The sequence below is a fragment of the Pseudonocardia sp. N23 genome, assembly GCF_002583555.1.
GTDB lineage: Bacteria > Actinomycetota > Actinomycetes > Mycobacteriales > Pseudonocardiaceae > Pseudonocardia.
This window is the reverse complement of sequence record NZ_BEGX01000045.1, coordinates 85,232-109,754: the sequence shown is the minus strand read 5'-3', so window position 1 is coordinate 109,754 and position 24,523 is coordinate 85,232. Positions and strand designations below refer to the sequence as shown.

At 73.3% G+C, this 24,523-nt stretch carries 23 protein-coding genes; 4 read left to right on the top strand and 19 right to left on the bottom strand.

Annotated elements, in window-relative coordinates:
- Positions 1-351: 351 nt before the first annotated feature.
- The 11 genes from tyrS to argC all read right to left on the bottom strand — a co-directional run bounded on the left by tyrS (position 352) and on the right by argC (position 12,060).
- Positions 352-1,632, bottom strand: coding sequence for a tyrosine--tRNA ligase (gene tyrS, locus TOK_RS12610; RefSeq protein WP_098958027.1), 1,281 nt, complete (start codon positions 1,630-1,632; stop codon positions 352-354).
- Positions 1,633-1,721: 89 nt separating this feature from the next.
- On the bottom strand, positions 1,722-2,747 hold the full coding sequence (locus tag TOK_RS12605; RefSeq protein ID WP_098958026.1) for an iron-siderophore ABC transporter substrate-binding protein: 1,026 nt from the start codon (positions 2,745-2,747) through the stop codon (positions 1,722-1,724).
- 19 nt (positions 2,748-2,766) lie between these two features.
- On the bottom strand, positions 2,767-3,432 hold the full coding sequence (locus tag TOK_RS12600) for a DNA-3-methyladenine glycosylase (protein WP_253258349.1): 666 nt from the start codon (positions 3,430-3,432) through the stop codon (positions 2,767-2,769).
- A 16-nt stretch (positions 3,433-3,448) separates the two neighbouring features.
- Positions 3,449-4,846, bottom strand: a complete 1,398-nt coding sequence (gene argH / locus TOK_RS12595) for an argininosuccinate lyase (protein ID WP_098958025.1) — start codon at positions 4,844-4,846, stop codon at positions 3,449-3,451.
- Positions 4,846-6,288, bottom strand: coding sequence for an argininosuccinate synthase (gene argG, locus TOK_RS12590; RefSeq protein ID WP_098958024.1), 1,443 nt, complete (start codon positions 6,286-6,288; stop codon positions 4,846-4,848). Before argG ends, argH begins: the two co-directional genes overlap by 1 nt.
- A 40-nt stretch (positions 6,289-6,328) precedes the next feature.
- Positions 6,329-6,817 carry an arginine repressor gene (locus TOK_RS12585; protein WP_098958023.1) on the bottom strand — a complete coding sequence of 163 codons (489 nt, stop codon included), beginning with the start codon at positions 6,815-6,817 and terminating at the stop codon, positions 6,329-6,331.
- A complete protein-coding gene (gene argF, locus TOK_RS12580) occupies positions 6,814-7,755 on the bottom strand; it encodes an ornithine carbamoyltransferase (RefSeq protein WP_098958022.1) in 942 nt (313 codons plus the stop codon). The genes TOK_RS12585 and argF overlap by 4 nt, the downstream gene beginning before the upstream one ends.
- Entirely contained in the window at positions 7,752-8,942 is a 1,191-nt protein-coding gene (locus TOK_RS12575) for an acetylornithine transaminase (RefSeq protein ID WP_098958021.1), read from the bottom strand. Before TOK_RS12575 ends, argF begins: the two co-directional genes overlap by 4 nt.
- The gene (gene argB / locus TOK_RS12570; RefSeq protein WP_098958020.1) at positions 8,939-9,850 is read right to left on the bottom strand and encodes an acetylglutamate kinase; all 912 of its coding nucleotides are present in this window, start codon (positions 9,848-9,850) and stop codon (positions 8,939-8,941) included. The genes TOK_RS12575 and argB overlap by 4 nt, the downstream gene beginning before the upstream one ends.
- Positions 9,834-10,994: a bifunctional glutamate N-acetyltransferase/amino-acid acetyltransferase ArgJ gene (argJ, locus tag TOK_RS12565; protein ID WP_098958019.1), complete on the bottom strand. Its 1,161-nt coding sequence runs from the start codon at positions 10,992-10,994 to the stop codon at positions 9,834-9,836. Before argJ ends, argB begins: the two co-directional genes overlap by 17 nt.
- A gap of 28 nt (positions 10,995-11,022) precedes the next feature.
- Positions 11,023-12,060, bottom strand: coding sequence for an N-acetyl-gamma-glutamyl-phosphate reductase (gene argC, locus TOK_RS12560; protein ID WP_253258350.1), 1,038 nt, complete (start codon positions 12,058-12,060; stop codon positions 11,023-11,025).
- Positions 12,061-12,127: 67 nt separating this feature from the next.
- Here argC and TOK_RS12555 point away from each other — a divergent pair, with 67 nt between their 5' ends.
- Both TOK_RS12555 and TOK_RS12550 read left to right on the top strand, forming a co-directional pair.
- Entirely contained in the window at positions 12,128-12,814 is a 687-nt protein-coding gene (locus TOK_RS12555) for a DNA alkylation repair protein (protein ID WP_172457539.1), read from the top strand.
- A 43-nt stretch (positions 12,815-12,857) separates the two neighbouring features.
- Entirely contained in the window at positions 12,858-13,595 is a 738-nt protein-coding gene (locus tag TOK_RS12550; protein WP_098958016.1) for a TMEM175 family protein, read from the top strand.
- A 21-nt stretch (positions 13,596-13,616) separates the two neighbouring features.
- On the opposite strand, the gene TOK_RS12545 is transcribed toward TOK_RS12550, so the two are convergent.
- Positions 13,617-14,282: a DsbA family oxidoreductase gene (locus TOK_RS12545; protein ID WP_172457546.1), complete on the bottom strand. Its 666-nt coding sequence runs from the start codon at positions 14,280-14,282 to the stop codon at positions 13,617-13,619.
- A 61-nt stretch (positions 14,283-14,343) separates the two neighbouring features.
- Here TOK_RS12545 and TOK_RS12540 point away from each other — a divergent pair, with 61 nt between their 5' ends.
- Complete coding sequence (locus TOK_RS12540) at positions 14,344-15,381, top strand: LLM class flavin-dependent oxidoreductase (RefSeq protein WP_098958014.1); 1,038 nt, start codon at positions 14,344-14,346, stop codon at positions 15,379-15,381.
- Between the two features lie 97 nt (positions 15,382-15,478).
- Here TOK_RS12540 and pheT read toward each other — a convergent pair whose 3' ends face one another.
- The 7 genes from pheT to TOK_RS32585 form a co-directional block, all read right to left on the bottom strand.
- Positions 15,479-18,001, bottom strand: a complete 2,523-nt coding sequence (gene pheT / locus TOK_RS12535) for a phenylalanine--tRNA ligase subunit beta (RefSeq protein ID WP_098958013.1) — start codon at positions 17,999-18,001, stop codon at positions 15,479-15,481.
- A 35-nt stretch (positions 18,002-18,036) separates the two neighbouring features.
- The gene (gene pheS, locus TOK_RS12530; protein WP_098958012.1) at positions 18,037-19,110 is read right to left on the bottom strand and encodes a phenylalanine--tRNA ligase subunit alpha; all 1,074 of its coding nucleotides are present in this window, start codon (positions 19,108-19,110) and stop codon (positions 18,037-18,039) included.
- Between the two features lie 27 nt (positions 19,111-19,137).
- Positions 19,138-20,457 (bottom strand): hypothetical protein, encoded by a 1,320-nt coding sequence (locus TOK_RS12525; RefSeq protein WP_098958011.1) that lies wholly within the window; start codon positions 20,455-20,457, stop codon positions 19,138-19,140.
- A 13-nt stretch (positions 20,458-20,470) separates the two neighbouring features.
- Positions 20,471-21,133 (bottom strand): response regulator transcription factor, encoded by a 663-nt coding sequence (locus TOK_RS12520; protein WP_098958010.1) that lies wholly within the window; start codon positions 21,131-21,133, stop codon positions 20,471-20,473.
- On the bottom strand, positions 21,130-21,879 hold the full coding sequence (locus TOK_RS12515; protein ID WP_098958009.1) for a sensor histidine kinase KdpD: 750 nt from the start codon (positions 21,877-21,879) through the stop codon (positions 21,130-21,132). The genes TOK_RS12520 and TOK_RS12515 overlap by 4 nt, the downstream gene beginning before the upstream one ends.
- A 95-nt stretch (positions 21,880-21,974) precedes the next feature.
- A complete protein-coding gene (locus tag TOK_RS12510; protein ID WP_098958008.1) occupies positions 21,975-22,646 on the bottom strand; it encodes a response regulator transcription factor in 672 nt (223 codons plus the stop codon).
- Between the two features lie 120 nt (positions 22,647-22,766).
- The gene (locus TOK_RS32585; protein ID WP_172457545.1) at positions 22,767-23,558 is read right to left on the bottom strand and encodes a choice-of-anchor P family protein; all 792 of its coding nucleotides are present in this window, start codon (positions 23,556-23,558) and stop codon (positions 22,767-22,769) included.
- 244 nt (positions 23,559-23,802) lie between these two features.
- Here TOK_RS32585 and TOK_RS12500 point away from each other — a divergent pair, with 244 nt between their 5' ends.
- A complete protein-coding gene (locus TOK_RS12500) occupies positions 23,803-24,513 on the top strand; it encodes a PIG-L deacetylase family protein (RefSeq protein ID WP_098958006.1) in 711 nt (236 codons plus the stop codon).
- Positions 24,514-24,523 lie beyond the last annotated feature (10 nt).

Below are 24,523 nucleotides of genomic sequence, written 5' to 3'. Positions count from 1 at the left end.
TTCAAAAACAAGCTCGACACACTGTTGAGTTCTCAAAAGACACCCGCACACCATGATCACCGACAAGGTAACGTCCGGGGCATTTTCTGTCAGTTGCCATGCGGACCGTGTCCGGAGCAACTTTCTTATGCTACATGGTCCGAGTCGCGAGGTCAACCCCGCTCGTCCCACGCCCGTTCGGCCGACACCGAAGTGTTCGTCCTTGACGGAGATTGTCGCCGTTCTGGGGGCTGACTCTGGTCCGGAGAACCGTCCCGGTCTGTCGTGCTGCCCGCCGTGGCGACTTGGAGAAAGTTACACGAGCCCGAAACCCCCTTTTCAGGGGGGGTCCCTTTTTGGCATCCGCCCAGGTCAGCGGCCAGATTCGCGGGCACCGGCCAAGTTCCGCTTCCCGCGGCGAAGGACGAGCCAGCCGCCGTCGAGAAGATCAGCAGCGGCCGGAATCCACTCCTCGTCGGTCACCTTCGCGTTGTTGACGTAGGCGCCCCCCTCCTTGACCGCGCGCCGCGCGGCGCTGCGGCTCTCCGCCAACCCGCTGTCGCACAACAGGTCCAGGATCGTGGGAGGGGCGTCGAGGCCGAAGGCGGTCGTCGGTACCTCCGCCATGGCCGCGTCGAGTGTCGACGCGTCGAGTCCCGTCAGCTCACCCCGGCCGAACAGCGCCTGGCTCGCCGCGACCACCTGGTGGGTGTGGTGCTCCCCGTGGACGAGCGTCGTCAGCTCCTCGGCCAGCCGGCGTTGACCAGCGCGCAGATGCGGCCGCTCGGCGACGTCGCGGTCGAGCTCGGCGATCTCCTCCTGCGACAGGAACGTGAACAGCCGCAGGTACTTGCCCACGTCGGCGTCCGCGACGTTCACGAAGTACTGGTACCAGGCGTACGGCGAGGTCATCGCCGGGTCGAGCCAGATGTTGCCGCCCCCGGTGGACTTGCCGAACTTGCGCCCGGCGGAGTCGGTGACCAGCGGGGTGGTCAACGCGTGGGCGGAGCCGCCCTCGACGCGGCGGATCAGCTCCACCCCGCCGACGATGTTGCCCCACTGGTCGGACCCGCCGATCTGCAGCCGGCAGCCCTGCTCGCGGTAGAGCCGTAGATAGTCCTGCGACTGCAGGAGCAGGTAGGAGAACTCCGTGTACGACATCCCCTCCCCCTCGAGCCGGCGCTTGACCGTCTCGCGGGCAAGCATCACGTTGACCGAGAAGTGCTTGCCGACATCGCGGAGGAACTCGAGCACGGACTGCGGCCCGGTCCAGTCCAGGTTGTCGACGATCGTCGCCCCGGTCGGTGACCCGTCGAACTCGACGAACCGCTCCAGCTGGCCGCGGATGCGGCCCGCCCAGTCGGCGACGACCTCGGCCGTGTTGAGCGCGCGTTCACCCTGGTCGCGGGGGTCGCCGATCATCCCGGTCGCGCCTCCGGCCAGCACGATGGGCCGGGCGCCCGCCTGCTGGAACCGGCGCAGCGTGAGCAGGGGGACGAGGTTCCCGGCGTGCAGGCTCGGTGCCGTCGGGTCGAACCCGCAGTACAGCGTCAGCGGCTCCGGCCCGGAGAGGTCCTTGCCCAGCGCGTCGCGGTCCGTCGTCTGCGCGATCAGACCGCGCCACTCCAGCTCGTCGAGGATGTGCGTGCTCACGTCGTCGATCCTTCCCGAACAGGACGGTGCCCGGCCGCCGGGGTCGGCAGCCGGGCACCGGTGGGCCGTCGAGGACTGTGGTGGCGGGATCAGCCCGCCGCGGTGGCCAGCTTGGCCGGAAGGGTCTCGAGCACCGACGGCAGGCTCAGCACGCTGCTGAACGAGAGTGCGGCGGACTCGTCGTCGTCGAGGACGATGATCTTGTTCTGCTGGACGGCCTTCAGGTTGCCGTACCCCGGCAGGGACTCGAATGCCTGGCGCTCCTGCGCGGACGCCGTGACCAGCACGACGACGTCGGCCTGGTCGAGCTTGCTCAGCTGCTCGGTGCTGATCGTCGCGTAGAAGTTCGAGCCGGCGAGGGTGTCGAACTCGGCGGGGATCGTCATGCCGAGCGACTCGAGGAACCGACCGCGCAGGTCCTGCGAGCCCCAGACGAAGAAGCTCGCGTTGTCGGCGCTGCTCGGGCGGACCGCGGCGACCGACTTGCCCACCAGCGCGGGGTACGTCGACTTCGCGGTGACGAACCCGGCGTCGGTGTCGGCGATGAGCTTGTCCGCCTCCGCGGTCTTGCCCAGCGCCTTGCCGGTGAGCGTGGTGGCGTCCTGCCACGGGGTGCCGTAGTCGACGAAGCCGGCCGGCTGCGCGATCGTCGGCGCGATCTTCGAGTAGGTCGCGTAGGTCTCCTGGGTCAGACCCGCCGAGATGCCGACGATGAGGTCGGGGCGCAGCGCCGCGATGGCCTCCGTCGACACGTCGCCGACGGGCAGGACCGTGGGGGTCTGCCCGTCCAGCTTCGGCTGCGCCCACGGCCAGGTGGCCGACGGCTGGTCGCCGGTGAACTCACGGACGCCGACGGGCACGACACCGAGCGCGAGGATCGCGTCCTGGTCGGTGTACCCGAGGGAGACGACGCGCTGTGGGGCGGCCGGGACGGTCGTCGTCCCGAACTTGTGGGTGACCGTCGCGGGGAACGTGCCGCCCGATCCACCTGTCGTCGGAGTCGACGAACCCCCGGAGGACCCGGAGCCGCACGCGGCCAGGACGAGCAGCGCGACCAGCGAGGTGGCGATGACGGGCAGACATAGTGCGCGTGTGCGCAGGAATCGGACGATCACCTGGTCAGGTTAGGCTAACCTATTGTAACCGTCCAGGCGCGATCGAGTGAGGGTCGCGCACGCGTCCCGGCCGGTAGGGGCTCACGGCACGCGAGTCACGGTCCCAGAACCGCCACGGCAGGTCGGCGGCCGCGGCCACCCCCACCCGGGGGCCCGTCGCCACCCGCTCGGCCGGGATCCGCTCACCCGTGAGCAACCGCACGGACGACGCCGCGTCGGTCACGTCGATCCCGTTGTGCTCCTTGCGCAAGCCCATCAGCGACGCGAGCCGGGCCGGTCCGCGGGCGAGGTCGTCGTCGCGGCGCGCCGTCGGGCGCCGCGACCGCGCGACCCCCAGGTCCGACACGACCTCCCCCGCCCGCAGCAGCACCGCGCCCGCCTGACCGTCGGGGAGGCAGCTCACGTTCGCGCAGAAGTGCATGCCGTAGACGAAGTACACGTACAGATGGCCGGCCGGACCCCACATCACGGCGGTGCGCGGCGTGCGGCCGCGGTAGCTGTGGGAGGCGGGGTCGTCGGCGGCGCGGTAGGCCTCCACCTCGACGATCCGCACCGCGACGGGGCCGTCGGGGGTGTCGGCCGCCAGCACGGTGCCGAGCAGCCGGGGCGCCACGTCGAGCACGTCGGCCGTGAGCTCGGCACGGGTGACCGGTGCTGACGACGTGTGATCGCCCGCACCGCTCACCGCCCTCTCCGACCGGTCAGGACGCCACCCAGTCACGGGCCGCGGCGACGGCGGTACGCAGCTCGTCCAGCTGCTCGGCCACCCGCTCCCCCGCCGTCCCGCCACGCGCATCGCGGGAGGCGATCGACCCGGCCACCGTCAGTACCTCGCGGACCTGCGGCGACAGTGCGGGGTGCACGGCGGCGAGCTCGTCGTCGGTCAGGTCCTCCAGTCCGGCGCCGCGGGCCTCGGCCGCGCGGACGCAGCCCCCCGCGGCCTCGTGCGCGACACGGAACGGCACGCCCTGGCGGACGAGCCACTCGGCGACGTCGGTCGCCAGCGTGAACCCGGCCGGGGCCAGCTCCGCGAGGCGCTCGGTGTGGAAGACGAGCGTCGCGATCATGCCGGCGACCGCGGGCAGGAGCAGGTCGAGCTGCTCGACGGAGTCGAACAGCGGCTCCTTGTCCTCCTGCAGGTCCCGGTTGTACGCGAGCGGCAGGCCCTTCAGCGTGGCCAGCAGCCCGGCCAGGTTGCCGATGAGCCTGCCCGCCTTGCCGCGCGCCAGCTCCGCGACGTCGGGGTTCTTCTTCTGCGGCATGATCGAGCTGCCGGTGGAGAACGCGTCGTCGAGGGTGACGTAGGAGAACTCCGCGGTCGCCCAGAGGATGACCTCCTCGGCGATCCGCGACAGGTCGACCGCGACCATCGCCAGCACGAACGCGGCCTCGGCGGCGAAGTCGCGTGACGCGGTCCCGTCGATCGAGTTCGCGGCGCTGCCGGTGAAGCCGAGCTCGGCGGCCACGGCCTCCGGGTCGAGACCGAGTGACGACCCCGCCAGCGCGCCCGAGCCGTACGGCGACACCGCGGTGCGCCGGTCCCAGTCACGCAGCCGGTCGACGTCGCGCAGCAGCGCGTGCGCATGCGCGGCGAGATGGTGGCCCAACAGCACCGGCTGGGCGTGCTGCAGGTGGGTGCGGCCGGGCATCGGGGCGTCGGGGTGCGCGGCGGCCTGCGCGACCAGCGCGTCGACGACGTCGACGACACCCGCGGCGACCCGGCGGGCGGCGTCGCGCAGCCACATCCGGAACAGCGTCGCCACCTGGTCGTTGCGGGACCGGCCGGCGCGCAACTTGCCGCCGAGGTCGGGACCCGCGCGCTCGATGAGGCCGCGCTCCAGGGCCGAGTGGACGTCCTCGTCGTCGGGGGCGGGGCCGAACGCCCCGGTGTCGACGTCGGAGGCCAGCTCGGTGAGCGCGTCGAGCATGCCGGCGAGCTCGTCGTCGGACAGCAGGCGCGCGGCGTGCAGCACGCGCGTGTGGGCCATCGACGCCCGCAGGTCGTACGGCGCGAGGCGCCAGTCGAACTGCGTGGACTTGCTCAGGGCGGCCAGCGCGTCGGCCGGGCCGCCCTCGAAGCGGCCACCCCACAGGGCCATCAGTCGGTCCCCGCTTCGAGCGCGGCCTCGTCGAGGGAGCGCTCCGCCTCGGGCTCCACGGCGTCGGCCGCGTCGCTGTCCGTCGCGATCGAGTCGAAGCCGCCCGCGGGCAGCTCTCCGAACAGCGTGCCGTGCTCGACCAGCACCGTGCCCTGGTCCTGCGGCTGGCCCGCGTAGGCCTCCAGCTTTGCGCGGGAGTCTGCGATGTCGAGGTTGCGCATCGTGAGCTGGCCGATGCGGTCGGTCGGCCCGAACGCGGCGTTCTCGACGCGCTCCATCGACAGCCGCTCCGGGTGGTAGGAGAAGCCCTCGCCCTGGGTGTCGATGACGGAGTAGTCGTCGCCACGGCGCAGCCGCAGCGTGACGGTGCCCGTGACCAGCGACGCGATCCAGCGCTGCACCGACTCGCGGACCATCAGCGCCTGCGGGTCGAGCCAGCGGCCCTCGTAGAGCAGCCGGCCCAGCTTGCGGCCCTCGTTGTGATAGTTCGCGACCGTGTCCTCATTGTGGATCGCGTTGATCAGCCGCTCGTAGGCGATGAACAGCAGGGCCATGCCGGGCGCCTCGTAGATGCCGCGCGACTTGGCCTCGATGATCCGGTTCTCGATCTGGTCGGACATGCCCAGGCCGTGGCGGCCACCGATCGCGTTGGCCTCCAGGACGAGGGCGACGTCGTCGGCGAAGCGCTTGCCGTTGATCGCGACGGGGTAGCCGGCCTCGAAGGTGATCGCGACGTCCTCGGTGCCGATCTCGACGGCCGGGTCCCAGAACTTGACGCCCATGATCGGCTCGACGGTCTCCAGCGACACGTCGAGGTGCTCGAGGGTCTTGGCCTCGTGCGTGGCGCCCCAGATGTTGGCGTCGGTGGAGTAGGCCTTCTCGGCCGAGTCGCGGTAGGGCAGGTCGTGCGCGGTGAGCCAGCGGCTCATCTCGTCGCGCCCGCCGAGCTCCTCGACGAAGTCGGCGTCGAGCCACGGCTTGTAGATCCGCAGCTCGGGGTTGGCCAGCAGGCCGTAGCGGTAGAACCGCTCGATGTCGTTGCCCTTGAAGGTCGAGCCGTCACCCCAGATGTTGACGTCGTCGGCCTGCATCGCGCGCACCAGAAGCGTGCCGGTGACGGCGCGGCCCAGCGGCGTCGTGTTGAAGTACGTGCGGCCACCGGACCGGATGTGGAAGGCGCCGCACGCGAGCGCCGCCAGTCCCTCGGCGACCAGCTGCGGCTTGATGTCGACGGCGCGGGCGATCTCGGCGCCGTACTGCCGCGCACGGGTCGGCACGCCGGAGATGTCGAGCTCGTCGTACTGGCCGAGGTCGGCGGTGTAGGTGCACGGGATCCCGCCCTTGTCGCGCATCCAGGCGACCGCCACCGACGTGTCGAGGCCTCCGGAGAAGGCGATGCCGATGCGCTCGCCCATGGGGAGGGACGTCAGGACCTTGCTCACGGGTTGGTGCTCCTTCTCGGAAATCAGGTTCGCGCAGTGTTCAGAGTTCGCGCAGGCGTTCGACGAGCTGGGCCCCGGTGAGCGGCTCGCGGGCCACCACCAGGAGGGTGTCGTCGCCCGCGATCGTGCCGACGACATCACCGAGCGCCGCGCGGTCGAGCGCGCTCGCAAGGTACTGGGCCGCGCCCGGCGGGGTGCGCAGCACCGCCAGGTTGCCACTCGCGTCGGCGGACACGAGCACCTCCCCCAGCAGCCGCGCCAGCCGGGCGGTGCCGCCCTCGACGCCGCGCACCGGGCTCCCGTCGTCGGGGATGACGTACTTCGCCGTTCCGCCGTCGGCACCGCGCAGCTTCACCGCGCCCAGCTCGTCGAGGTCGCGCGACAGCGTCGCCTGCGTGGTGGCGATGCCGTCGGCCTCCAGCAGGCCGAGCAGCTCGGTCTGGCTGTGCACGGCGCGGTCCCGGATCAGCTCGGCGATCCGGGCCTGCCGGGCCGGTCGTGACGCGGCGCCGCTGCGCGCCGCCGTCATCGATCCGGCTGGGATCGGTCGATCAGCCAGGTCAGCAGCGCCTTCTGGGCGTGCAACCGGTTCTCGGCCTCGTCCCACACGGCCGACGCGGTGCCGTCGAGGATCTCGTCGGTGATCTCGTGGCCGCGGTGCGCGGGCAGGCAGTGCATCGCGATCGCCGTGTCCGCGGCGCGGGCCATCAGCGCGGCGTTGAGCTGCATCCCGCGGAAGGGACCCGCCCGGTCGAGGCCGTCGTTCTCCTGGCCCATCGAGACCCAGGTGTCGGTGACCATGACGTCGGCACCGTCGGCGGCGACGTACGGGTCGGCGATGACGTCGACGCTGCCGCCCGTGTCGGCGGCCCGGGCCTTGGCGTCGGCGAGGAACTGCGGGTTCGGCGCGAACCCGTCGGGGGCGGCGATCCGCACGTGCAGACCCGCGGTCGCGCCGCCGAGCAGCAGCGAGTGCGCCATGTTGTTGGCGCCGTCGCCGAAGTAGGTCAGCGTCAGCCCGGCGAGGCGGCCGTGGCGTTCCCGGACCGTCTGCAGGTCGGCCAGCACCTGGCAGGGGTGGAACTCGTCGGTCAGCGCGTTGACGACCGGGACCGTCGCCGCCGCCGCCATCTCCTCGATCCGGTCCTGCGCGCCGGTGCGCCAGACGATGGCGTCGACATAGCGCGACAGCACGCGGGCGGTGTCGGCGATCGTCTCGCCACGGCCGAGCTGGCTGGTGCCCGCGTCCATGATCAGGGGGTTGCCGCCGAGCTCGGCGATGCCGACCTCGAACGACACCCGGGTCCGGGTCGAGGCCTTGTCGAAGATCACCGCGACCGAGCGGGGGCCCGCGAGCGGGTGGTACCCGTAGCGGTCGCCCTTCATCGCGTCGGCGAGGTCGAGGACCTCACGCTGCTCGTCGTGGGTCAGGTCGTCGTCGCGCAGCAGGTGGCGCAGGCCGCTCATGCCTGCACCCCGTCCAGGATCGCCGGGAACGCCGCGACGAACTCGCCCGCCTGGGCCTCGGTGAGCACCAGCGGCGGGGCGAGACGCACCCGGTCGGGCACGGCGTTGTTGACGAGGAACCCGGCGTCGCGCGCCGCGGTGGCGACGTCGGCCGACACCGGCTTCGTCAGCGCGATGCCGACGAGCAGCCCCGCGGCGTCGACGTGGTCGACCAGCGGGTGCCCGAGCCCCTCGACGCCGGCGGCGATCTCCTTGCCGATGCGGGTCACGTGCTCGAGCAGGCCCTCGGAGACGATCGTCGAGATCACGGCGAGCGCGGCGGCGCAGCTGACCGGGTTGCCGCCGAACGTCGTGCCGTGGTGGCCGGGTTCGAGCAGGTCCGCGGCCGCCCCGACGCCGATGCAGGCGCCGATCGGCAGCCCGCCGCCGAGGCCCTTCGCCAGCGTCACGACATCGGGGACGATGCCGAGGGGCTGGTGGGCGAACCAGGCGCCGGTGCGGCCGATGCCGGTCTGCACCTCGTCGAGGACCAGGAGTGCACCCCGCTCGGCGGTGATGTCGCGCGCGGCCCTCAGGTAACCGTCGGGCGGGATGACCACGCCGGCCTCGCCCATGACCGGCTCGAGGACGACGGCGGCGGTGTCGGAGTCCACGGCCTTGTCGAGGGCGTCGACGTCGCCGTAGGGGACGTGCGAGACGCCCGGCACGAGCGGCTCGAACGGGGCCCGCTTGGCGGGCTGGCCGGTGAGCGCGAGGGCCCCCATCGTGCGGCCGTGGAACGCGTTCTCCGCGGCGACGACGTGCGGCCGACCCGTGCGCCGCGCGATCTTGAACGCGGCCTCGTTCGCCTCGGCCCCGGAGTTGCCGAACAGCACCCGCGCGCCGGGGACACCCAGCAGCTCGACGAGCTTCTCCGCCAGGGCCAGGGCCGGCTCGTTGACGTAGAGGTTCGAGGTGTGGCCGAGCGTCGACACCTGGCGGGTGACGGCCTCGACGACGGCCGGGTGGGCGTGGCCCAGCGCGTTGACGGCGATGCCGCCCAACAGGTCCAGGTAGCGACGGCCGTCGGCGTCCCAGACCTCGGCGCCCTCGCCGCGCACCAGCGCGAGCGGCGGGGTGCCGTAGTTGTTCATCATCGTGGCCTGCCACCTGTCGGTGTAGGCCCGCGTCGATCCTGCCTCGGTCATGGGATCACCATCGTTCCGACTCCATCGGACGTGAACACCTCGAGCAGCACCGAGTGCGGTACCCGCCCGTCGATCACGTGTGCCTGGCCGACCCCGTCGCGCACCGCCCGCAGGCAGGCCTCCATCTTCGGCGCCATCCCGCTCTCCAGCGCCGGGAGCATGGGCTCCAGCTGGTCGGCGGTCAGTTCGCTGATGATCGACTCGGGATCGGGGTAGTTCGCGTACAGGCCCTCGACGTCGGTGAGCACCACGAGCTTCGCGGCGTCGAGGGCACCGGCCAGCGCCGCGGCGGCACTGTCGGCGTTGATGTTGTAGACCTGCCCGTCGACGTCGGGCGCCACGCCCGCGACGACGGGGATGCGCCCGGCGGCGACGATGTCGAGGACCGCGTCGGGGTTGACCGACACGACGTCGCCGACCAGGCCGATGTCGACCTCTTCGCCGCCGACGAGCGCGGTGCGCTTCTCCGCGGTGAACATCCCGGCGTCCTCGCCGGAGAGGCCGACGGCGTAGGGGCCGTGCTGGTTGATCAGCCCGACGAGCTCACGCCCGACCTGGCCGACGAGCACCATGCGCACGACGTCGACCGTCTCGGGTGTGGTGACCCGCAGCCCGCCGCGGAACTCCCCCGGCAGGCCCAGCCGGGCGAGCATCGCGCTGATCTGCGGGCCGCCGCCGTGCACGACGACGGGGTGGATGCCGGCGAGACGCAGGAACACCATGTCCTGGGCGAAGGCCTGCTTCAGCTCCTCGTCGATCATGGCGTTCCCGCCGTACTTGACGACGACGACCCTGCCGTGGAACCGCTGCAGCCACGGCAGTGCCTCGGCCAGCACCGCGGCCTTCTCCCCGGCGTGCTCGAGGCGCGCGGCGGCGGTGCTGCGGCCGGCCTCAGGAGGGGTAGGCACTGTTCTCCTCGACGTAGGCGTGCGACAGGTCGGTCGTGAGGATCTCCGCCTCGCCGTCGGCCAGGCCGAGTGCGATGTCGACGACGATGTCCTCGCCGGAGAGGTCGGCGTCGGTGCGCCCGCCCGCGGCGACCCCGCCGGAGCAGAGCAGCGTGCCGTTGATCGTGATGTCGATGCGGTCGGGGTCGACGTGTGCGTCGGAGTAGCCGACGGCGGCCGCGATGCGGCCCCAGTTGCCGTCGGAGCCGAACAGCGCGGTCTTCACCAGCGAGTCACGGGCGACGGTGCGGGCGACGACGACGGCCTCGTCCTCGGTGCGGGCGCCGCCGACCCGGACCACGATCCGCTTGGTGACGCCCTCGGCGTCGGCCTGCATCTGCCGGGCGAGGTCGCGGCACACGGCGGTGAGCGCGTCGGTGAGCGCGGCGGCGCCGACGGTCACGCCGGACGCGCCGGACGCGAGCAGCAGGACGGTGTCGTTGGTGGACATCGAGCCGTCGACGTCGAGGCGGTCGAAGCTGACCCGGACGGCGGCGCGCAGGGCGGGGTCGAGGTCGGCCGGATCGACGACGGCGTCGGTGGTGAGCACCGACAGCATGGTGGCCATCGACGGCGCGATCATCCCGGCGCCCTTGGTGAACCCGCCGACGCTCCAGCCCGCCGGGTCGGCGTGGGCCGCCTGCTTGGCGACGGTGTCGGTCGTCATGATCGCGGTGGCGGCGGCCAGCGACGCCGCCTCGGTCGCGTCGAGCACGCCCGCGGCCTTCTCGACGCCCGCGAGCACGGTGTCGCGGGGCAGCTGCTTGCCGATGAGGCCGGTGGAGCAGACGGCGACCTCGATCGCGCCGCAGCCCAGTACCTCGGCCGCCTTCTCGGCCGTGGCGTGCGCGACCTGGAAGCCCTCGTGTCCGGTGCAGGCGTTGGCGCCGCCGGAGTTGAGGACGACCGCGCGCAGCGAGCCGGTGCCGAGGACCTGCTCGGACCACAGGACGGGCGCGGCCTTGACCTTGTTGCGGGTGAAGACGCCGGCGGCGTGGTGGTGCGGCCCGTCGTTGACGACGAGTGCCAGGTCGAGCTTCTCGGCGGTCTTGATGCCGGAGGCGACGCCTGCGGCCCGGAACCCGCCCGGGGTGGTGACGGTCATGTCGGGAGTCCTTCGGGGAGCGAGCGGATCAGGGAGCGACGCCGGCGAGCGGCAGGCCGGCCGTCTCCGGCAGTCCGAGAGCGATGTTCATGCACTGCACGGCCGCGCCCGCGGTGCCCTTGGCCAGGTTGTCGATGGCGCCGACGACGACGACACGACGGGCGTCGGCGTCGACCGCGACCTGGAGGGTGACCATGTTGGACCCCAGCGTCGCGCCCGTCGTCGGCCACTGGCCCGCGGGCAGCAGGTGCACGAACGGCTCGTCGGCGTAGGCCTTCTCGTAGGCCTCGCGCACCGCGTCGGCGGCGCCCGCGACGTCACCCGCGAGCGGGGCGGAGCAGGAGGCGAGGATGCCGCGCGGCAGGGGCGCGAGGATCGGGGTGAAGCTCACCGAGACCGGGCCGCCGCACGCCGCGGAGAGGTTCTGCGTGATCTCCGGGGTGTGCCGGTGCACACCGCCGACGCCGTAGGCCGACAGCGATCCCATGACCTCGGCGCCGAGCAGGTGCGGCTTGAGGGACTTGCCCGCGCCGGAGGTGCCGGTGACCGCGGTGATGACGACGTCGGGCTCGATCAGGCCTGCGACCAGCGCCGGGACGAGCGCGAGACTGGAGACCGTCGGGTAGCAGCCGGGGACGGCGACCCGCGTGGCGCCCTGCAGCGCGTCGCGGGCGCCGGGCAGCTCCGGCAGGCCGTAGGGCCAGTGGCCTGCGTGCTCGCCGCCGTACCAGCGGTCCCAAGCGTCGGAGTCGGCGAGCCGGTGGTCGGCGCCGCAGTCGACGACGAGCGTCTCGTCACCCAGCTCGGCGGCGATCGCCGCGGAGTGCCCGTGTGGGAGAGCGAGGAAGACGACGTCGTGCCCGGCGAGGTTCTCACGTGTGGTCTCGGCGAGGACGCGGTCGGCGAGCGGGAGCAGGTGCGGCTGCAGCTCCCCCAGTCGTGCGCCGGCGTTGCCGCCCGCGGTGAGGGTGCCGATCTCGACGTCGGGGTGGGTGAGGAGCAGCCGGAGCAGCTCGCCTCCCGCGTACCCGCTCGCTCCTGCCACTGCTGCCCGAATCACATGGATGATTATGCACGCTCCCGAATGGCGATGCAACGAGGTTCCGTCGGTGCCCGGCCGTAGTGTGCGCCACGTGACGGACGCCTGCACCGACCTGGTCGCCGCCGCCCGCGCGGGGCTCGCCGCCCTCGGCGAGCCCGCGGCCGCGGCCGCCATGCAGCGGTACATGAAGTCGGAGATGCCCTTCCACGGCGTCCCCGCCCCCGCGCGGGAGACGCTGCTGCGCTCACTCGTCGACGCGCACCCGCTCGCCGACGACGATGTCGGTCCCACGGCCGACGCGCTGTGGGACGGCGCCACGCGGCGCGAGGAGCGCTACCTCGCCACCGGGCTCGTCGGGCACCGCCGCTACGCCCGGCTCGTTGACCCGTCGTGGGTACCGCGGCTGCGGCACTGGATCGTCACCGGAGCGTGGTGGGACCACGTCGACGAGATCGCGTCCCGCCGCGTCGGGCCGCTGCTGCGTGCGCACCCCGGCCCGCTGCGCCCCGTCGTCGTCTCGTGGTCCACGGATCCCGATCCGTGGCTGCGCCGCACGTCGATCATCTGCCAGCTGCAGTCCAAGGCCGACACCGACCTCGACCTGCTCACCGACGCGATCGAGGCGAGCATCGACGACCGGGACTTCTTCCTGCGCAAGGGCATCGGCTGGGCGCTGCGCCAGCACGCCCGCACCGACCCCGGCTGGGTGCGGGCCTTCGTCGACGCCCACCCGGGGCTGTCACCGCTGTCGCGCAAGGAAGCGCTCAAGCACCTGTGAACGTCTTCCGGCACCGCCCGGGCGATCACTACTCTCCGGGTCCATGACGTCAGAGGGGGCGGCAGAGCCTACAGCCGAGGCCCGTGCCGAGGCCGGTATCGGGGCCGCTGCGCACGCCGCGGCGGAGACCGGACGGCGGACCACCATCGCCGCCGAGATCGCGCGCAGCGCGGCCGAGCGGCTCGCGTTCTTCTCCGACGCCGTCGTCGCGATCGCGATCACGCTGCTCGCCATCGAGCTGCCCGTCCCCGAGGGCGACACCGACACCCAGTTCCTGCACAGCCTCGGCGAGGAGTCCTTCGCCTACATCACGTTCCTGATCAGCTTCGTCGCCATCGCGAACCACTGGGCGGCCCACCACCGCGTCTTCCGCTACGTCGGGCGGGCGGACCGGCCGCTGGTGCTGCTCAATCTCGTGTGGCTGCTGCTGATCGTGCTGACGCCGTTCCTCACCGAGGTCATCCGCGAGGGCGATGACATCACCTGGATCCGCTTCGGCCTGTACTCCCTCGCCCAGGCGCTCCTGCTCTTCGTGCTCGCCGTCATGGTCTCCCGGATGTCGACGCGCGACCTGTTCGTCGAGGGGACGCCGGGGTCGCTGTCGCGGCGTGGCTGGATCAGCATGGCGCTGACCGGCGCAGGGTTCCTGCTGTCGATCCCGTTCTTCCCGCTCCTGCACGCCTGGAGCTTCGCGGTGTGGATCGTCCTGCCGATCGTCTTCAACCGCATCGCCGTCGCCGTCGGCCTGGTGCCACCCCACCGCCGCGGGGAGGACGGCTGAGGCCCGGTCCCCGGGGGCGCGTCACGCCTGGTCGCGGGCCTCCCACGCCGCGTCGAGGGCCTTGCCGAACAGCTCGACCGGCTGCGCACCGGACACCGCGTGCGTCCCGCCGAGGACGACGAACGGCACTCCGGTGACGCCGAGCTTCGCGGCGCGGACGATGTCGTCGTCGATCTCGGTGTCGAACCTGCGCCCGTCGAGCACGTCGCGCGCCGCGCCGGCCTCCACCCCGGCCTCGGCGGCCAGCCCGACCAGGACGTCGTGGTCGCCGACGCGGGCGCCCTCGGCGAACTGCGCGCGGTAGAGCCGTTCGACCATCGCCGCCGACCGCTGCGACTCCCCGGCGAGGTGCACCATCCGGTGGGCCGCCCGGGTGTTGGCCATGAGCGCCCGGTCGAACCGGTACTCGAGCCCGAGCGCGGCGCCCTGCGCGACGATCCGGTCGTGCATCTCGTCGGCCCCGCGGCCCACCATCCCCTTGGCCGCGAGGTACTCGGCGACGGGTACGGCCGTGTCCTCGGGCAGGTCGGGGGCGAGCTGGAAGCTGCGGTACCGGACGTCGACGGCGTCGCCGTGTGCGAACCCCCCGACCGCCCGGTCGAGGGCAGCGTGCCCGAGGTAGCAGAACGGGCAGACGACGTCGGCCCAGACGTCGATCACCATCGGGTCGTCGTGTCCGGTCGTCATGTGGCCAGCTTCGCAGAGCCTCACCGGAACAAGCCACGTGCCGCGGCGACTTGCTGCGGGCATGGAGATCGGCGTCACCACCTTCGCGGACGCGTCGCACGACGTGCCGCCGGCGCAGCGGCTGCGGGAGACCGTCGAGCAGATCGCGCTGGCCGACCAGGTCGGGCTCGACATGTTCGGCGTCGGCGAGCACCACCGCGCCGACTACCTCGCCTCCGCCCCCGCGATGGTCCTCGCCGCCGGCGCCGAACGCTCCTCTCGCATCCGGCTCTCCAGCGCCGTCACCGTGCTGAGCAGCGACGACCCGGTCCGGGTCTTCCAGAGCTTCGCGACGCTCGACCTGCTCTCCGGGGGCCGCGCGGAGGTCATGGCGGGCCGCGGCTCGTTCGTGGAGTCGTTCCCGCTGTTCGGCCACGACCTCGCCGACTACGACGACCTGTTCGCCGAGAAGCTCGGCCTGCTGCTCGCGGTCCGCGACAAGCCGCGGGTGACCTGGTCGGGGCGGCACCGCCCCGCGCTCACCGACCAGCCCGTGTTCCCCCGGCCGGTGCAGGACCCGCTGCCGGTGTGGGTGGCCGTCGGCGGCAACCCGCAGTCGGTGGTCCGCGCCGGGACGCTCGGGCTGCCGATGGCGCTCGCCATCATCGGCGGCAGCCCCGACCGCTTCGTGCCGTTCGCCGATCTGTTCCGCCGCGCCCTGGCCGAGTCGGGGCAGGACACGGCGACACCGATGTCGCTCAACATGCACGGGTTCGTCGCCGACACCGACGCCCAGGCCGCCGATGTGTACTACCCGCCGCACTCGCGGACGATGAACCGGATCGGCCGCGAACGCGGCTGGAGCCCGACCAACCGGGCCGCGTTCGACGCCGCGACGGCGACCGACGGCCCCTACGTCGTCGGCGGGCCGGGGCGGGTGGCGGAGAAGATGCTGCACCACCACGAGATGTTCGGCCACGACCGCATCGCGCTGCAGCTCGCCGTCGGCGACATCGCGCACGCCGACGTCATGCACGCCATCGAGCTGCTCGGCACCCGGGTCGCGCCGCTGGTCCGCGACGAGGTGGCACGCCGGCGCGCCACCCCCGCCGCGGTCTGACCCGGCTGCGGCCCGGGAACGGCGCTCGGGCGTCACGTCCGGCGGCACCGAGGTCGTGAATGGCGATGATCGCCACGGCGACCACTGCCACTCACCGTCAGGCGCGCAGCTCGGCCCCGACGCGCCGGCCGGCCAGCGCCACCGCCGCGTCGCGGGCCGCGTTGGCCTCCTCGCTGGTGAGCGTCCGGTCGTCGGCGCGGAACCGCATCGAGAACGCCAGCGAACGCCGGCCCTCGCCCACCTGGGCGCCGCTGTAGACGTCGAACAGCCGGACCTCCTCCAGCAGCTCGCCGCCACCCTCCTCCAGGGCGTCGGCGACGTCGGCGACCGGGACGTCCTCGGCCGTGACCAGCGCGACGTCGACCGCCACCGCCGGGTACGGCGACACCCGCGGCACCGGCCGGACGTCGGCCAGCGGGACCAGGTCGAGGTCGAGCTCCATCGCGCACGTCCGCGGCGGCAGACCCAGCGCCTCCACGACCTGGGGGTGCAGCTCGCCCGCGTGTCCGACCGGGAAGTCGCCGACGCGCAGCACCGCGGTCCGCCCCGGGTGGAACGGCGCCAGCTCGCCCTTGGTGACCCGCAGCTCGACGCCCGCCACCCGGCCGACCAGCCGCGCCGCCTCGACGGCGTCGGCCCAGCCCGCCTCGCGCCCGCCGCCCCACCAGCCCCGCGGCTCGCGCTCGCCCGCGAGAACGACGGCGACGTGCATCGGCTGAGCCGGGAGCGCGGCGTCGATCTGGCGGAACTCGTTGTCGGTCGGCCGCGTCCGCACCGCCGGCTCGGGCATCACGACGGGCTGCGCGTGCGGGAGCACGACCTGGCCGAGGTGGAACAGCGCGACATCGTCGAGTCCACGGGACCTGTTGCGCACCAACGTGTCCAGCAGGCCGGGCAGCAGGGTCGTCGACAGCGTGTTGCGTTCGGCGTCGAGCGGGTTGACCACCGTCACGGTGCGGCGGCGCACGTCGTCGGCGGCGAGTCCGAACGCGTCCCACACCCCGGCGCCGACGAACGGGAACGGCAGCACCTCGACGTACCCGCCCTCGGCGAGCGCCCGCGACACGGCGCGCCTGCGGCGCTGGCCGGCGGTGAGCCCGCGCCCGGCGGGGGCCGCGGGCAGGACCGACGGGATCACGTCGAGCCCCTCGAGGCGCAGCACCTCCTCGACCAGGTCGGCCGGCATCGTCAGGTCGGGACGCCACGACGGCGGCGTCGCCACGACGGCACCCTTGCCGTCGTCGCCGGTCGCGAGCTCGACGCTCGCCCCGATCTGGGTGAGCCTGCGCACCGTCGCGCCACGCGGGTACACGACCCCGGCGGTGCGGTCGGGCAGGTCGAGCGGCATCTGCACGGGCGCGGGCACCGGAGCGGCGCCGACGTCGGTACGGCCGGCGACGATCGTGCCGCCACCGTGCTCGACGAGCAGCTGCGCGGCGCGCTCGGCCGCGACAGGCGGGAGCTGGGCGTCGACGGCCCGCTCGAAACGCCGCGACGCCTCGCTGGGCAGCTTGTGCCGGCGTGCGCCCCGGGCGATCGTCGCCGGGTCGAAGTGCGCGGCCTCGATGAGCACGTCGATCGTCGCGCCCTCGGCGTGCTCGGCGGGGATCTCGGTGCTCGCCCCACCCATGACCCCGGCGAGCCCGATGGGCCCGGAGTCATCGGTGATCAGCAGGTCGTCGGGGTCGAGGACGCGCAACGCGTCGTCGAGCGTGCGCAGCTTCTCCCCCGCCCGCGCCCGGCGCACGACGATGTCGCCCTGCAGCTTGGTGGCGTCGTATGCGTGCAGCGGCTGGCCCAGCTCGATCATCACGTAGTTCGTGACGTCGACCGTCAGCGAGATCGGACGCATGCCGGCGGCGAGCAGCCGGCGGCGCATCCACCACGGGCTCGGGGCGTTCGGGGCGACGCCGGAGACGCGGCGCGCGACGAACCGCGGGCAGCCCTCGGCGTCGTCGAGACGCACCGGCCACGACGGCGCGGCGTCGGCGGGCACAGAGCCCCGGGCAGGGTCGATGAAGTCGCGCTCCAGCGACGCGGCCAGCTCGCGGGCCAGGCCCCGCACCGAGAAGCAGTACCCGCGGTCGGGCGTCACGTTCAGCTCGATCACCGGGTCGTCGAGACCCAGGACGGGACGTGCGTCGTCGCCGGGATCGGCGGTGCCCTCGGGCAGCACGAGGATGCCGGAGTGGTCGGAGCCGATGCCGAGCTCGCTCGCCGAGGAGATCATGCCGTCGGAGACGTGGCCGTAGGTGCTGCGCGCGGCGATCGCGAACCCGCCCGGCAGGACGCTGCCGGGCAGCGCCACGACCACGAGGTCACCCGCGGCGAAGTTCCGGGCGCCGCAGACGATGCCGCGCGACCCGGTGTCCCCGTCGTCGCCGGCGGCGTTCTGCTCGGGCCCGACGTCGACGCGGCAGTACCGGATCGGCTTCTTGAACCCGGTCAGCTCGGTGATCTGGAGGACCCGGCCGACGACGAGCGGCCCGGTGATCTCGGGGGCCCGGTGGATCTCCTCGATCTCGAGGCCGACCCGCACGAACGCCTCGCCGATCTCGTCGGCGTCGGCCGGCAGCTCGCCGTCGACGTGGTCGGTCAGCCAGGACACGGGGACGCGCACGACTTCTCCTGTGTGGTTTCTACAAAAAGTCGGGATCAGACGCCGAACGCCCGGCTGAACCGGACGTCGCCCTCGACCATGTCGCGCATGTCGGGCAGGCCGTTGCGGAACTGCAGCGTGCGCTCCAGCCCCATGCCGAACGCGAAGCCCGAGTAGACCTGCGGATCGACCCCCGCCGAGAGCAGGACGTTCGGGTTCACCATGCCGCAGCCGCCCCACTCGACCCAGCCGGCGCCGCCCTTCTTCTCCGGGAACCAGACGTCGACCTCGGCCGACGGCTCGGTGAAGGGGAAGTACGACGGGCGCAGCCGCGTCCGCGACGCAGGCCCGAACATGGCGCGGGCGAACGCGTCGAGTGTGCCCTTGAGGTGGGCCATCGTGATCCCCTTGTCGACGGCGAGGCCCTCGACCTGGTTGAACACGGGTGTGTGGGTGGCGTCGAGCTCGTCGGTGCGGAAGGTGCGGCCCGGGCACACGACGTAGACGGGCAGCTCGCGTTCCAGCAGCGCACGGATCTGCACCGGCGAGGTGTGGGTGCGCAGCACCATCGTCGACGTATCGGTGGAGTCGGGCCGTTCCCGCAGGTAGAACGTGTCCTGCATGGTGCGCGCCGGGTGGTCCTTGCCGAAGTTCAGCGCGTCGAAGTTGAGCCAGGACGCCTCGACCTCGGGGCCCTCGGCGACCTCCCAGCCCATCGCGACGAACACGTCGGCGATCTGCTCGCCGAGCTGGGTGATGGGGTGCCGGGCGCCGCGGGGGGCGCGGTCCCACGGCAGGCTGACGTCGACCGACTCCTCGACGAGCACGCGCGCGTCGCGCTCGGCGACGAGGACCTCGCGGCGGGCGTCGTAGGCGTCCTGCACGCGCACCCGCGCCGCGTTGACGCGCTTGCCCGCGTCGGCGCGGTCCTTCCCGGGCAACGACCCCAGCTCACGACGGGCGAGCAGCAGCGGCGCCCGGTCGCCCAGGTGGGCGGGCCGCACGGCCGTGAGCGCCGCGAGATCGGACGCGGCGGCGAATGCCTGCTCGGCCGCGGCGGCGGCGGAGTCGAGGGTGGCGGCGTCCAGCGGGCCGCCGGCGGGGACCGTCTCCTGCGTGCTCTCACTCATGGTGCGCCGATCCTAGGCGCGCCCCGGTCAGCCCCCGATGCCGACCTGCGCCGCGAGTGCCCGGAATCCGGAGTCGTCGACCGTCCACGGCGGCGGCCTGCCGGCCTCCACCCACCGGGTCTGTGACGAGCGCAGATAGGCGTCGACGGCCGCGCGGTCGCCGGCGCGGGCCGCGGCGAGGGCGACGGAGGCGTTCGGGTCGTGGTCCGGCGAGACCGCCCCGTACTGCGGGATCGAGTCCTCCCAGCCCGGCCAGTGCGCCGAGAACGCGGCCCACAGCGCCGACCTGCGGTCCACGTCGCCGAGCCCGGCCATGATCGGCCACAGCTGGGCGAGGGAGTCGGGGTACCAGACGGCCCAGGACGGGTCGAGGTGGTCGGCGGCGACGGCGTAGAGCCCCGGCGTGTGCGAGCCGGTCCACAGGACGGCCTCGATCGCGTCGCGCATCGCCGCGGCCTCCGCGCCGCGGGCGGCGGCGCCGGCGGGGTCGTCGAGCACCGCGCCGAGCAACCACGCGTAGTCGGTCAGCCCCTGCTGGGCCTCGACGTTGTCGAGCAGGTACTCGGCGGCGTAGGTCGGGGTGGCGGCGGTCAGCCCGGACGGTCGCCGGGTCGCGCCGATCGCGTCGGCCACCCGGCGCAGGCCGTCGCGCATCGCGGGCGTGCCCAGCGACGCCGGGGCGCCGGCGGGATCGGCGCGGGCGTAGGCGGCGACGAGGCTGAGGAACGTCCCGGCGTAGGCGTCGGTGGAGTCGTAGGTGGGCACCGTCGGGGACCCGGGGCGCTGCTGGAAGCGGCCCGCGCAGGTCACGGGGTCGTAGTCGTAGTCGTAGACCGTCCCGTCGACGCCCGCGGTGTCGGGCGAGTTGAGCCGCGAGAGATACCAGTCGACGTAGCGGCGCACCATCGGCAGGTAGCGCCCGCCCGCGGCGACCATGGCGCGGGCTCCGATGTTGGCCTCGTACGGGTGCACCGACACGAGCCCGGTGCCGACGATGCGCGCCTCGGCGATCGCCCCGGCACCGTCGCCGGTGCACGTCAGCTGAGCGGTCGACACCCAGTAGGCCTCGTCGGCGACGACCGCGGCAGGGTCGGGTCCCGGTTGTCCGCTGTGCGTGGGTCGCGGGCCCCCGGATGACGGCCGGCCGGGTTCGGGGCGGCCGGGTTCGGGGCGGCCGGGTTCGGGGCGGTCCGTCGTCGGCCGGTCGCGCCCGCCGTCGGTGAGGGGCGCGACGACGCGCATCGCGATCTCGTCGGTACGGGTCAGCCCGGCGACCGCCACCGCGGCGCACGCGAGGGCCACCAGCACGACGACGAGGCGGCCCGTCCGGGCCCGGTGGCGCACCACGGGGGGCCGACGGTCAGCGGGCATGCCGGAGCAGGTCGTGGCGGACCGCGAACGACGCGGCCTCCAGCCGCGAGTGCACCCCGAGCTTGGTGAGCACGCTCTGCACGTAGGTGCGCACGGTCGCTGCGGAGACGCCGAGCCGCTCGGTGATCGCCCGCGTCCCCAGCCCGTCGACGATGAGCTCGAGGCACTCCCGCTCGCGAGGGGTGAGGTGCGCCGCGAGCCGGTGCGCCTCGGCGTCGCCCGGGGTGCGGGGCACCGGGAGCACGTCGACGACGTCGGACCCGCCGAGCACGGCGCGGACCGCGTCGACCAGCGCGGCGACCCCGGCGGTCTTGCTGACGAACCCGGCCGCCCCCGCCTCGACGGCACAGTGGGCCGTCGTGGGGTCGCGGTCGCCGCTGAGCACCAGGACCTGGGTCCCGGTGCCGGCGGCGACGATCCCGGCGATGAGGTCGAGGCCGTCGTCGGGTCCGAGGTGTCGGTCGATCACGCACACCCTGGGACGGTGGCGGCGGACCGCGGGAAGGACGTCGGAGGCGGCGAGGACGACCTCGCGGACCGTCACACCCCGCGCGGTGAGGACCATGGCCAGGGCGTCGGCGAAGATCGGGTGGTCGTCGCACAGGACGACGTCGTCGACGCCGCCCTGGGCGGGGGCGGGCTCCCGGGTCATCTCGTCCCGGTGCCGTGCACGAGCCGGGGCGCGGGCCGGGGTGCCCGGCGGGCGCGGGTGGCGTCGGGCAGCGTGACGCGCACACGGGTGCCCCGGCCGGACGGGCCCGCGGTGATGTCGAGGTGCCCGCCGCACGACGCGACGAGCCGGCGCACCACACCCAGGCCGAGGCTCGCGACCCCCGCGGGGCCCTCGCCGAACCCGGGTCCGTCGTCGACGACGTCGATCACGAGCGCGGCGCCACGGCCACGCGTCCCGATCCGGGAGCCGGGCAGCGCGGAGGCGTCGACCTCGACGGTGCCGCCGGCGCCGGTGGCCCGCGCAGCGTTGTCGACGAGGTTGGAGACGATGCGCCACAAGACGTCCGGGTCGACGAGCCTGGGCAGGCCGGGATCGCCGGACAACACGACGGTGGCGGCGCGGGAGCGGTCGGCGAGGGTGACGACGCGCTCGAGCAGTGGCATGACCGGCTCGGCGCGGCCCGTGCCGGAACCGGAGCGGTGCAGCAGCGCGGACATCCGGGCGGTCTCCTGCTCGACCAGCGCGAGGAGGTGCTCGCGCTGGGCCGGGTCGTCGTGCCCGTCGGCGGTGCGCGCGGACTCCATCAGCAGCGACAGCGTCGCGAGCCCGTGACCGACGTCGTGGACGAGCCCGCGCAGCTCACGGACCTCGTCCCCGGCCTCGGGCCGGGACCGTCGGTCCCGCTGGGCGGGTACCACCGCGTGGGCATCCGGGACGTTCCGCATGCAGTGGGGATCGTCCGACTGTGCGTAACCGTTACACCACACAGGGTTTCGATCTTCCGCCACACGCCGGAGTCACGTCGCCCTGTCACGGTCCGTCACTCTGCCGACCGGGCCTGTTCGGGCCGGAAACCTGCTGCCCTCGCCACCCGGACGGCCTCGAGCCGACTGTGCACGCCGAGCTTCAGGAACAGCCTGCGCGTGTGGGACCGCACGGTCCCCGTGGAGACGTGCAGCGCAGCGGCCAGATCCGGCCCACGGACACCGTCGACCATTCCCTGCAGCACCCTGCGTTCCTGGCGTGTCAGGTCCCCCAGCGGTTCGCCGCCCGTGTCGGCGCCCCCGCCCGCGAGGGCGCGCAGCACCGCGCCCAGCTGCGCGCTCGGGTACACGGTGTGACCGGCGCAGACGGCGCGGACGGTCGCAGCCAGCTCGGCCGAACCGGCGGACTTCGACAGCCACGCGTCCGCCCCCGCGCGGGCCGCGGCGATCATCCGGGCGAGGTCGGTGCTCGCGGTGAGCACGACGATCCGCGGCCGTGGACTCACCGCGGCGATCCGCTCCACCAGGTCGGCGCCGTCACCGGAGTCGGCGATCTCGACGGTGACGACGTCGGGGCGGGTCCGGCCGAGCAACCCCTCGATGTCTGCGTCGGCGCTCGGTGCGTACCCGGCCACGCGCAGGTCGGGCTCGGCCGACAAGGACTCGGTGAGCAGCTCGCCGAGCATACGGTGATCGTCGACGATCACGACGCGGTGGATCGTGGACATGATGGCGTTCGGCTTCCGGTCGGGATCCGTGATCGTCGATCTGCACCGCAGAACGAGTGCCGGCCCCGCGAGAGCGGGGCCGGCACCCGATGGCGTGGTGCCGAACCGTTCAGGCGTGGATCAGGCCTGCTCACCCCGGCGACGACGGCGCACCTGCGTGACACCGAAGCCGGCGGCGACGACGCCGGCGAGCAGCACCCCGCCGACGGCACCCGTCGGCACGACGACGCCGTCACCGGTGACCGCGCACTTGGACTGGCCGATGATGATCGTGCCATTGCCCAGCCCGGCGTTGAGAGTCACCCGGACCGCGTTGACGGTGATCCCGGTCGACGCCCCCGAACCCGTCGTGACCTGCTCGTTGACGTAGAGGATCCCGACGTTGGCCACGTTGAGGCCGGTGTTCGGGACCGCCGACACGTCGACGGGCGCACCGAGGACCCGCAGGTTCGCGATGGTCGTGCTACCCGTCGAGCCCGACGAGTTCGACGTGCAGGTGCTGCCCACCGCATCGGCCGTGATGGCCGGGGCGATCGCCAGGCCGACCTTCGGGTTGGCAACCGTCGCCGAGCTGGTCACCGAACCCGTGGCCCCCGGCACCCCCTGGGTGCTGACGTTCAGCACACCGGTGCTCAGCAGCCCGAGCACCGAGACGTTCGCCGCGTTGTCGGTGACCGGGCCGGCGCTGCCCAGGGCGGGCAGCGTGACCGTCGGGAGCGGGCCGCTGGTCACGAGGCCGGTGCCGAGCACGGTGACGTTCACGCTCTCGCCGAACGCGCTGCCCGACACCGCCGACACGTCCGCGAACGCGGCGCCCGCACTCGCGATGGCCATCGCCGGCACGAGCGCGACGAGCGCGACGCACCGGGCGATGCGGCGTCCGCGGGACGCCGGAGGTCTTGTCCTGTTCATGGTGAGCCTCTCGATAGGGGCGGAGCGCCGACGACGCCCGCTGTCCCGGTCCGGAGCCGGGAAGGGCGACGACCTGCACGCGCCGTCCGCCCGGCGAGCAGTGTCGGCGCACCGCCACCTGTACGGGATCGTCCGGAAGGCACAACCGGGTTGTGCCGTTCACGGGGTCCGTACGGCCCCGTACGGGCGCCACGATGTGCGCCGTCGGGGAGCCCGACGTGCATGTGCTGCAGGAGGTTCACGGATGCGAGTGCTGGCGGTGGGTGCCCACCCTGACGACATCGAGCTGGGCTGCGGCGGCGCCCTGCTCGCGCACCGTGCTCGTGGCGACGAGGTCACCCTCCTGGTCATGACGACCGGCGAGCAGGGCCCGCAGGACGCGCGCTCCCGCATCGGCGAGCAGGAGGACGCCGCCGAGCTGCTGGGCGCGACGCTGCGCTGGGGAGGGTTCGGTGACTGCGCCGTCCCCACCGACCGCTCGGCCGTGACCGTCGTACAGGACGCCATCGATGCGAGCGGTGCCGATCTCGTCTACACCCACGCCCCCCTCGACACCCACCAGGACCACCGCGCGACCGCCGCCGCCGTGCGGGCGGCCGCGCGCCGCGCCCGCCGGGTGCTGCTCTACGAGTCCCCGACCACCACCGACTTCTCCCCCGTGGTCTACATCGACGTCGCGACGCTCGTCGAGGCCAAGCTCGACCTGCTGCGCGCGCACATGTCGCAGGTCCTCAAGAACGGGCTCGTCGACCTGGAGGCCGTCGAGGCGCAGGCCCGCTACCACGGGTTCCGCGGACGGCTGCGCAACGCGGAGGCCTTCGAGAGCGACCGGTTCGTGTGGGACCTGGGCGGGTCGGAGCCCACGGCCGCGGCGGTCGCGGCCGCGCCGGCCGCGGTCCCGGTCGCCGCGGCCCCCCTCGCCACCGTCGTCGTCCCCCGGTCGCGGCGGCCATGATCCCCGTCCC

Coding starts and splice junctions, on each gene's coding strand:
- TOK_RS12500 (WP_098958006.1), top strand. CDS start 23,803: ATGCGAGTGCTGGCGGTGGGTGCCCACCCTGACGACATCGAGCTGGGC.
- TOK_RS12575 (WP_098958021.1), bottom strand. CDS start 8,942: ATGACCGAGGCAGGATCGACGCGGGCCTACACCGACAGGTGGCAGGCC.
- argH (WP_098958025.1), bottom strand. CDS start 4,846: ATGGCCCTGTGGGGTGGCCGCTTCGAGGGCGGCCCGGCCGACGCGCTG.
- TOK_RS12520 (WP_098958010.1), bottom strand. CDS start 21,133: ATGACCCGGGAGCCCGCCCCCGCCCAGGGCGGCGTCGACGACGTCGTC.
- TOK_RS12585 (WP_098958023.1), bottom strand. CDS start 6,817: ATGACGGCGGCGCGCAGCGGCGCCGCGTCACGACCGGCCCGGCAGGCC.
- TOK_RS12540 (WP_098958014.1), top strand. CDS start 14,344: ATGGAGATCGGCGTCACCACCTTCGCGGACGCGTCGCACGACGTGCCG.
- TOK_RS12515 (WP_098958009.1), bottom strand. CDS start 21,879: ATGCGGAACGTCCCGGATGCCCACGCGGTGGTACCCGCCCAGCGGGAC.
- argJ (WP_098958019.1), bottom strand. CDS start 10,994: ATGACCGTCACCACCCCGGGCGGGTTCCGGGCCGCAGGCGTCGCCTCC.
- pheS (WP_098958012.1), bottom strand. CDS start 19,110: ATGAGTGAGAGCACGCAGGAGACGGTCCCCGCCGGCGGCCCGCTGGAC.
- TOK_RS32585 (WP_172457545.1), bottom strand. CDS start 23,558: ATGAACAGGACAAGACCTCCGGCGTCCCGCGGACGCCGCATCGCCCGG.
- argF (WP_098958022.1), bottom strand. CDS start 7,755: ATGAGCGGCCTGCGCCACCTGCTGCGCGACGACGACCTGACCCACGAC.
- TOK_RS12510 (WP_098958008.1), bottom strand. CDS start 22,646: ATGTCCACGATCCACCGCGTCGTGATCGTCGACGATCACCGTATGCTC.
- TOK_RS12550 (WP_098958016.1), top strand. CDS start 12,858: ATGACGTCAGAGGGGGCGGCAGAGCCTACAGCCGAGGCCCGTGCCGAG.
- TOK_RS12545 (WP_172457546.1), bottom strand. CDS start 14,282: ATGACGACCGGACACGACGACCCGATGGTGATCGACGTCTGGGCCGAC.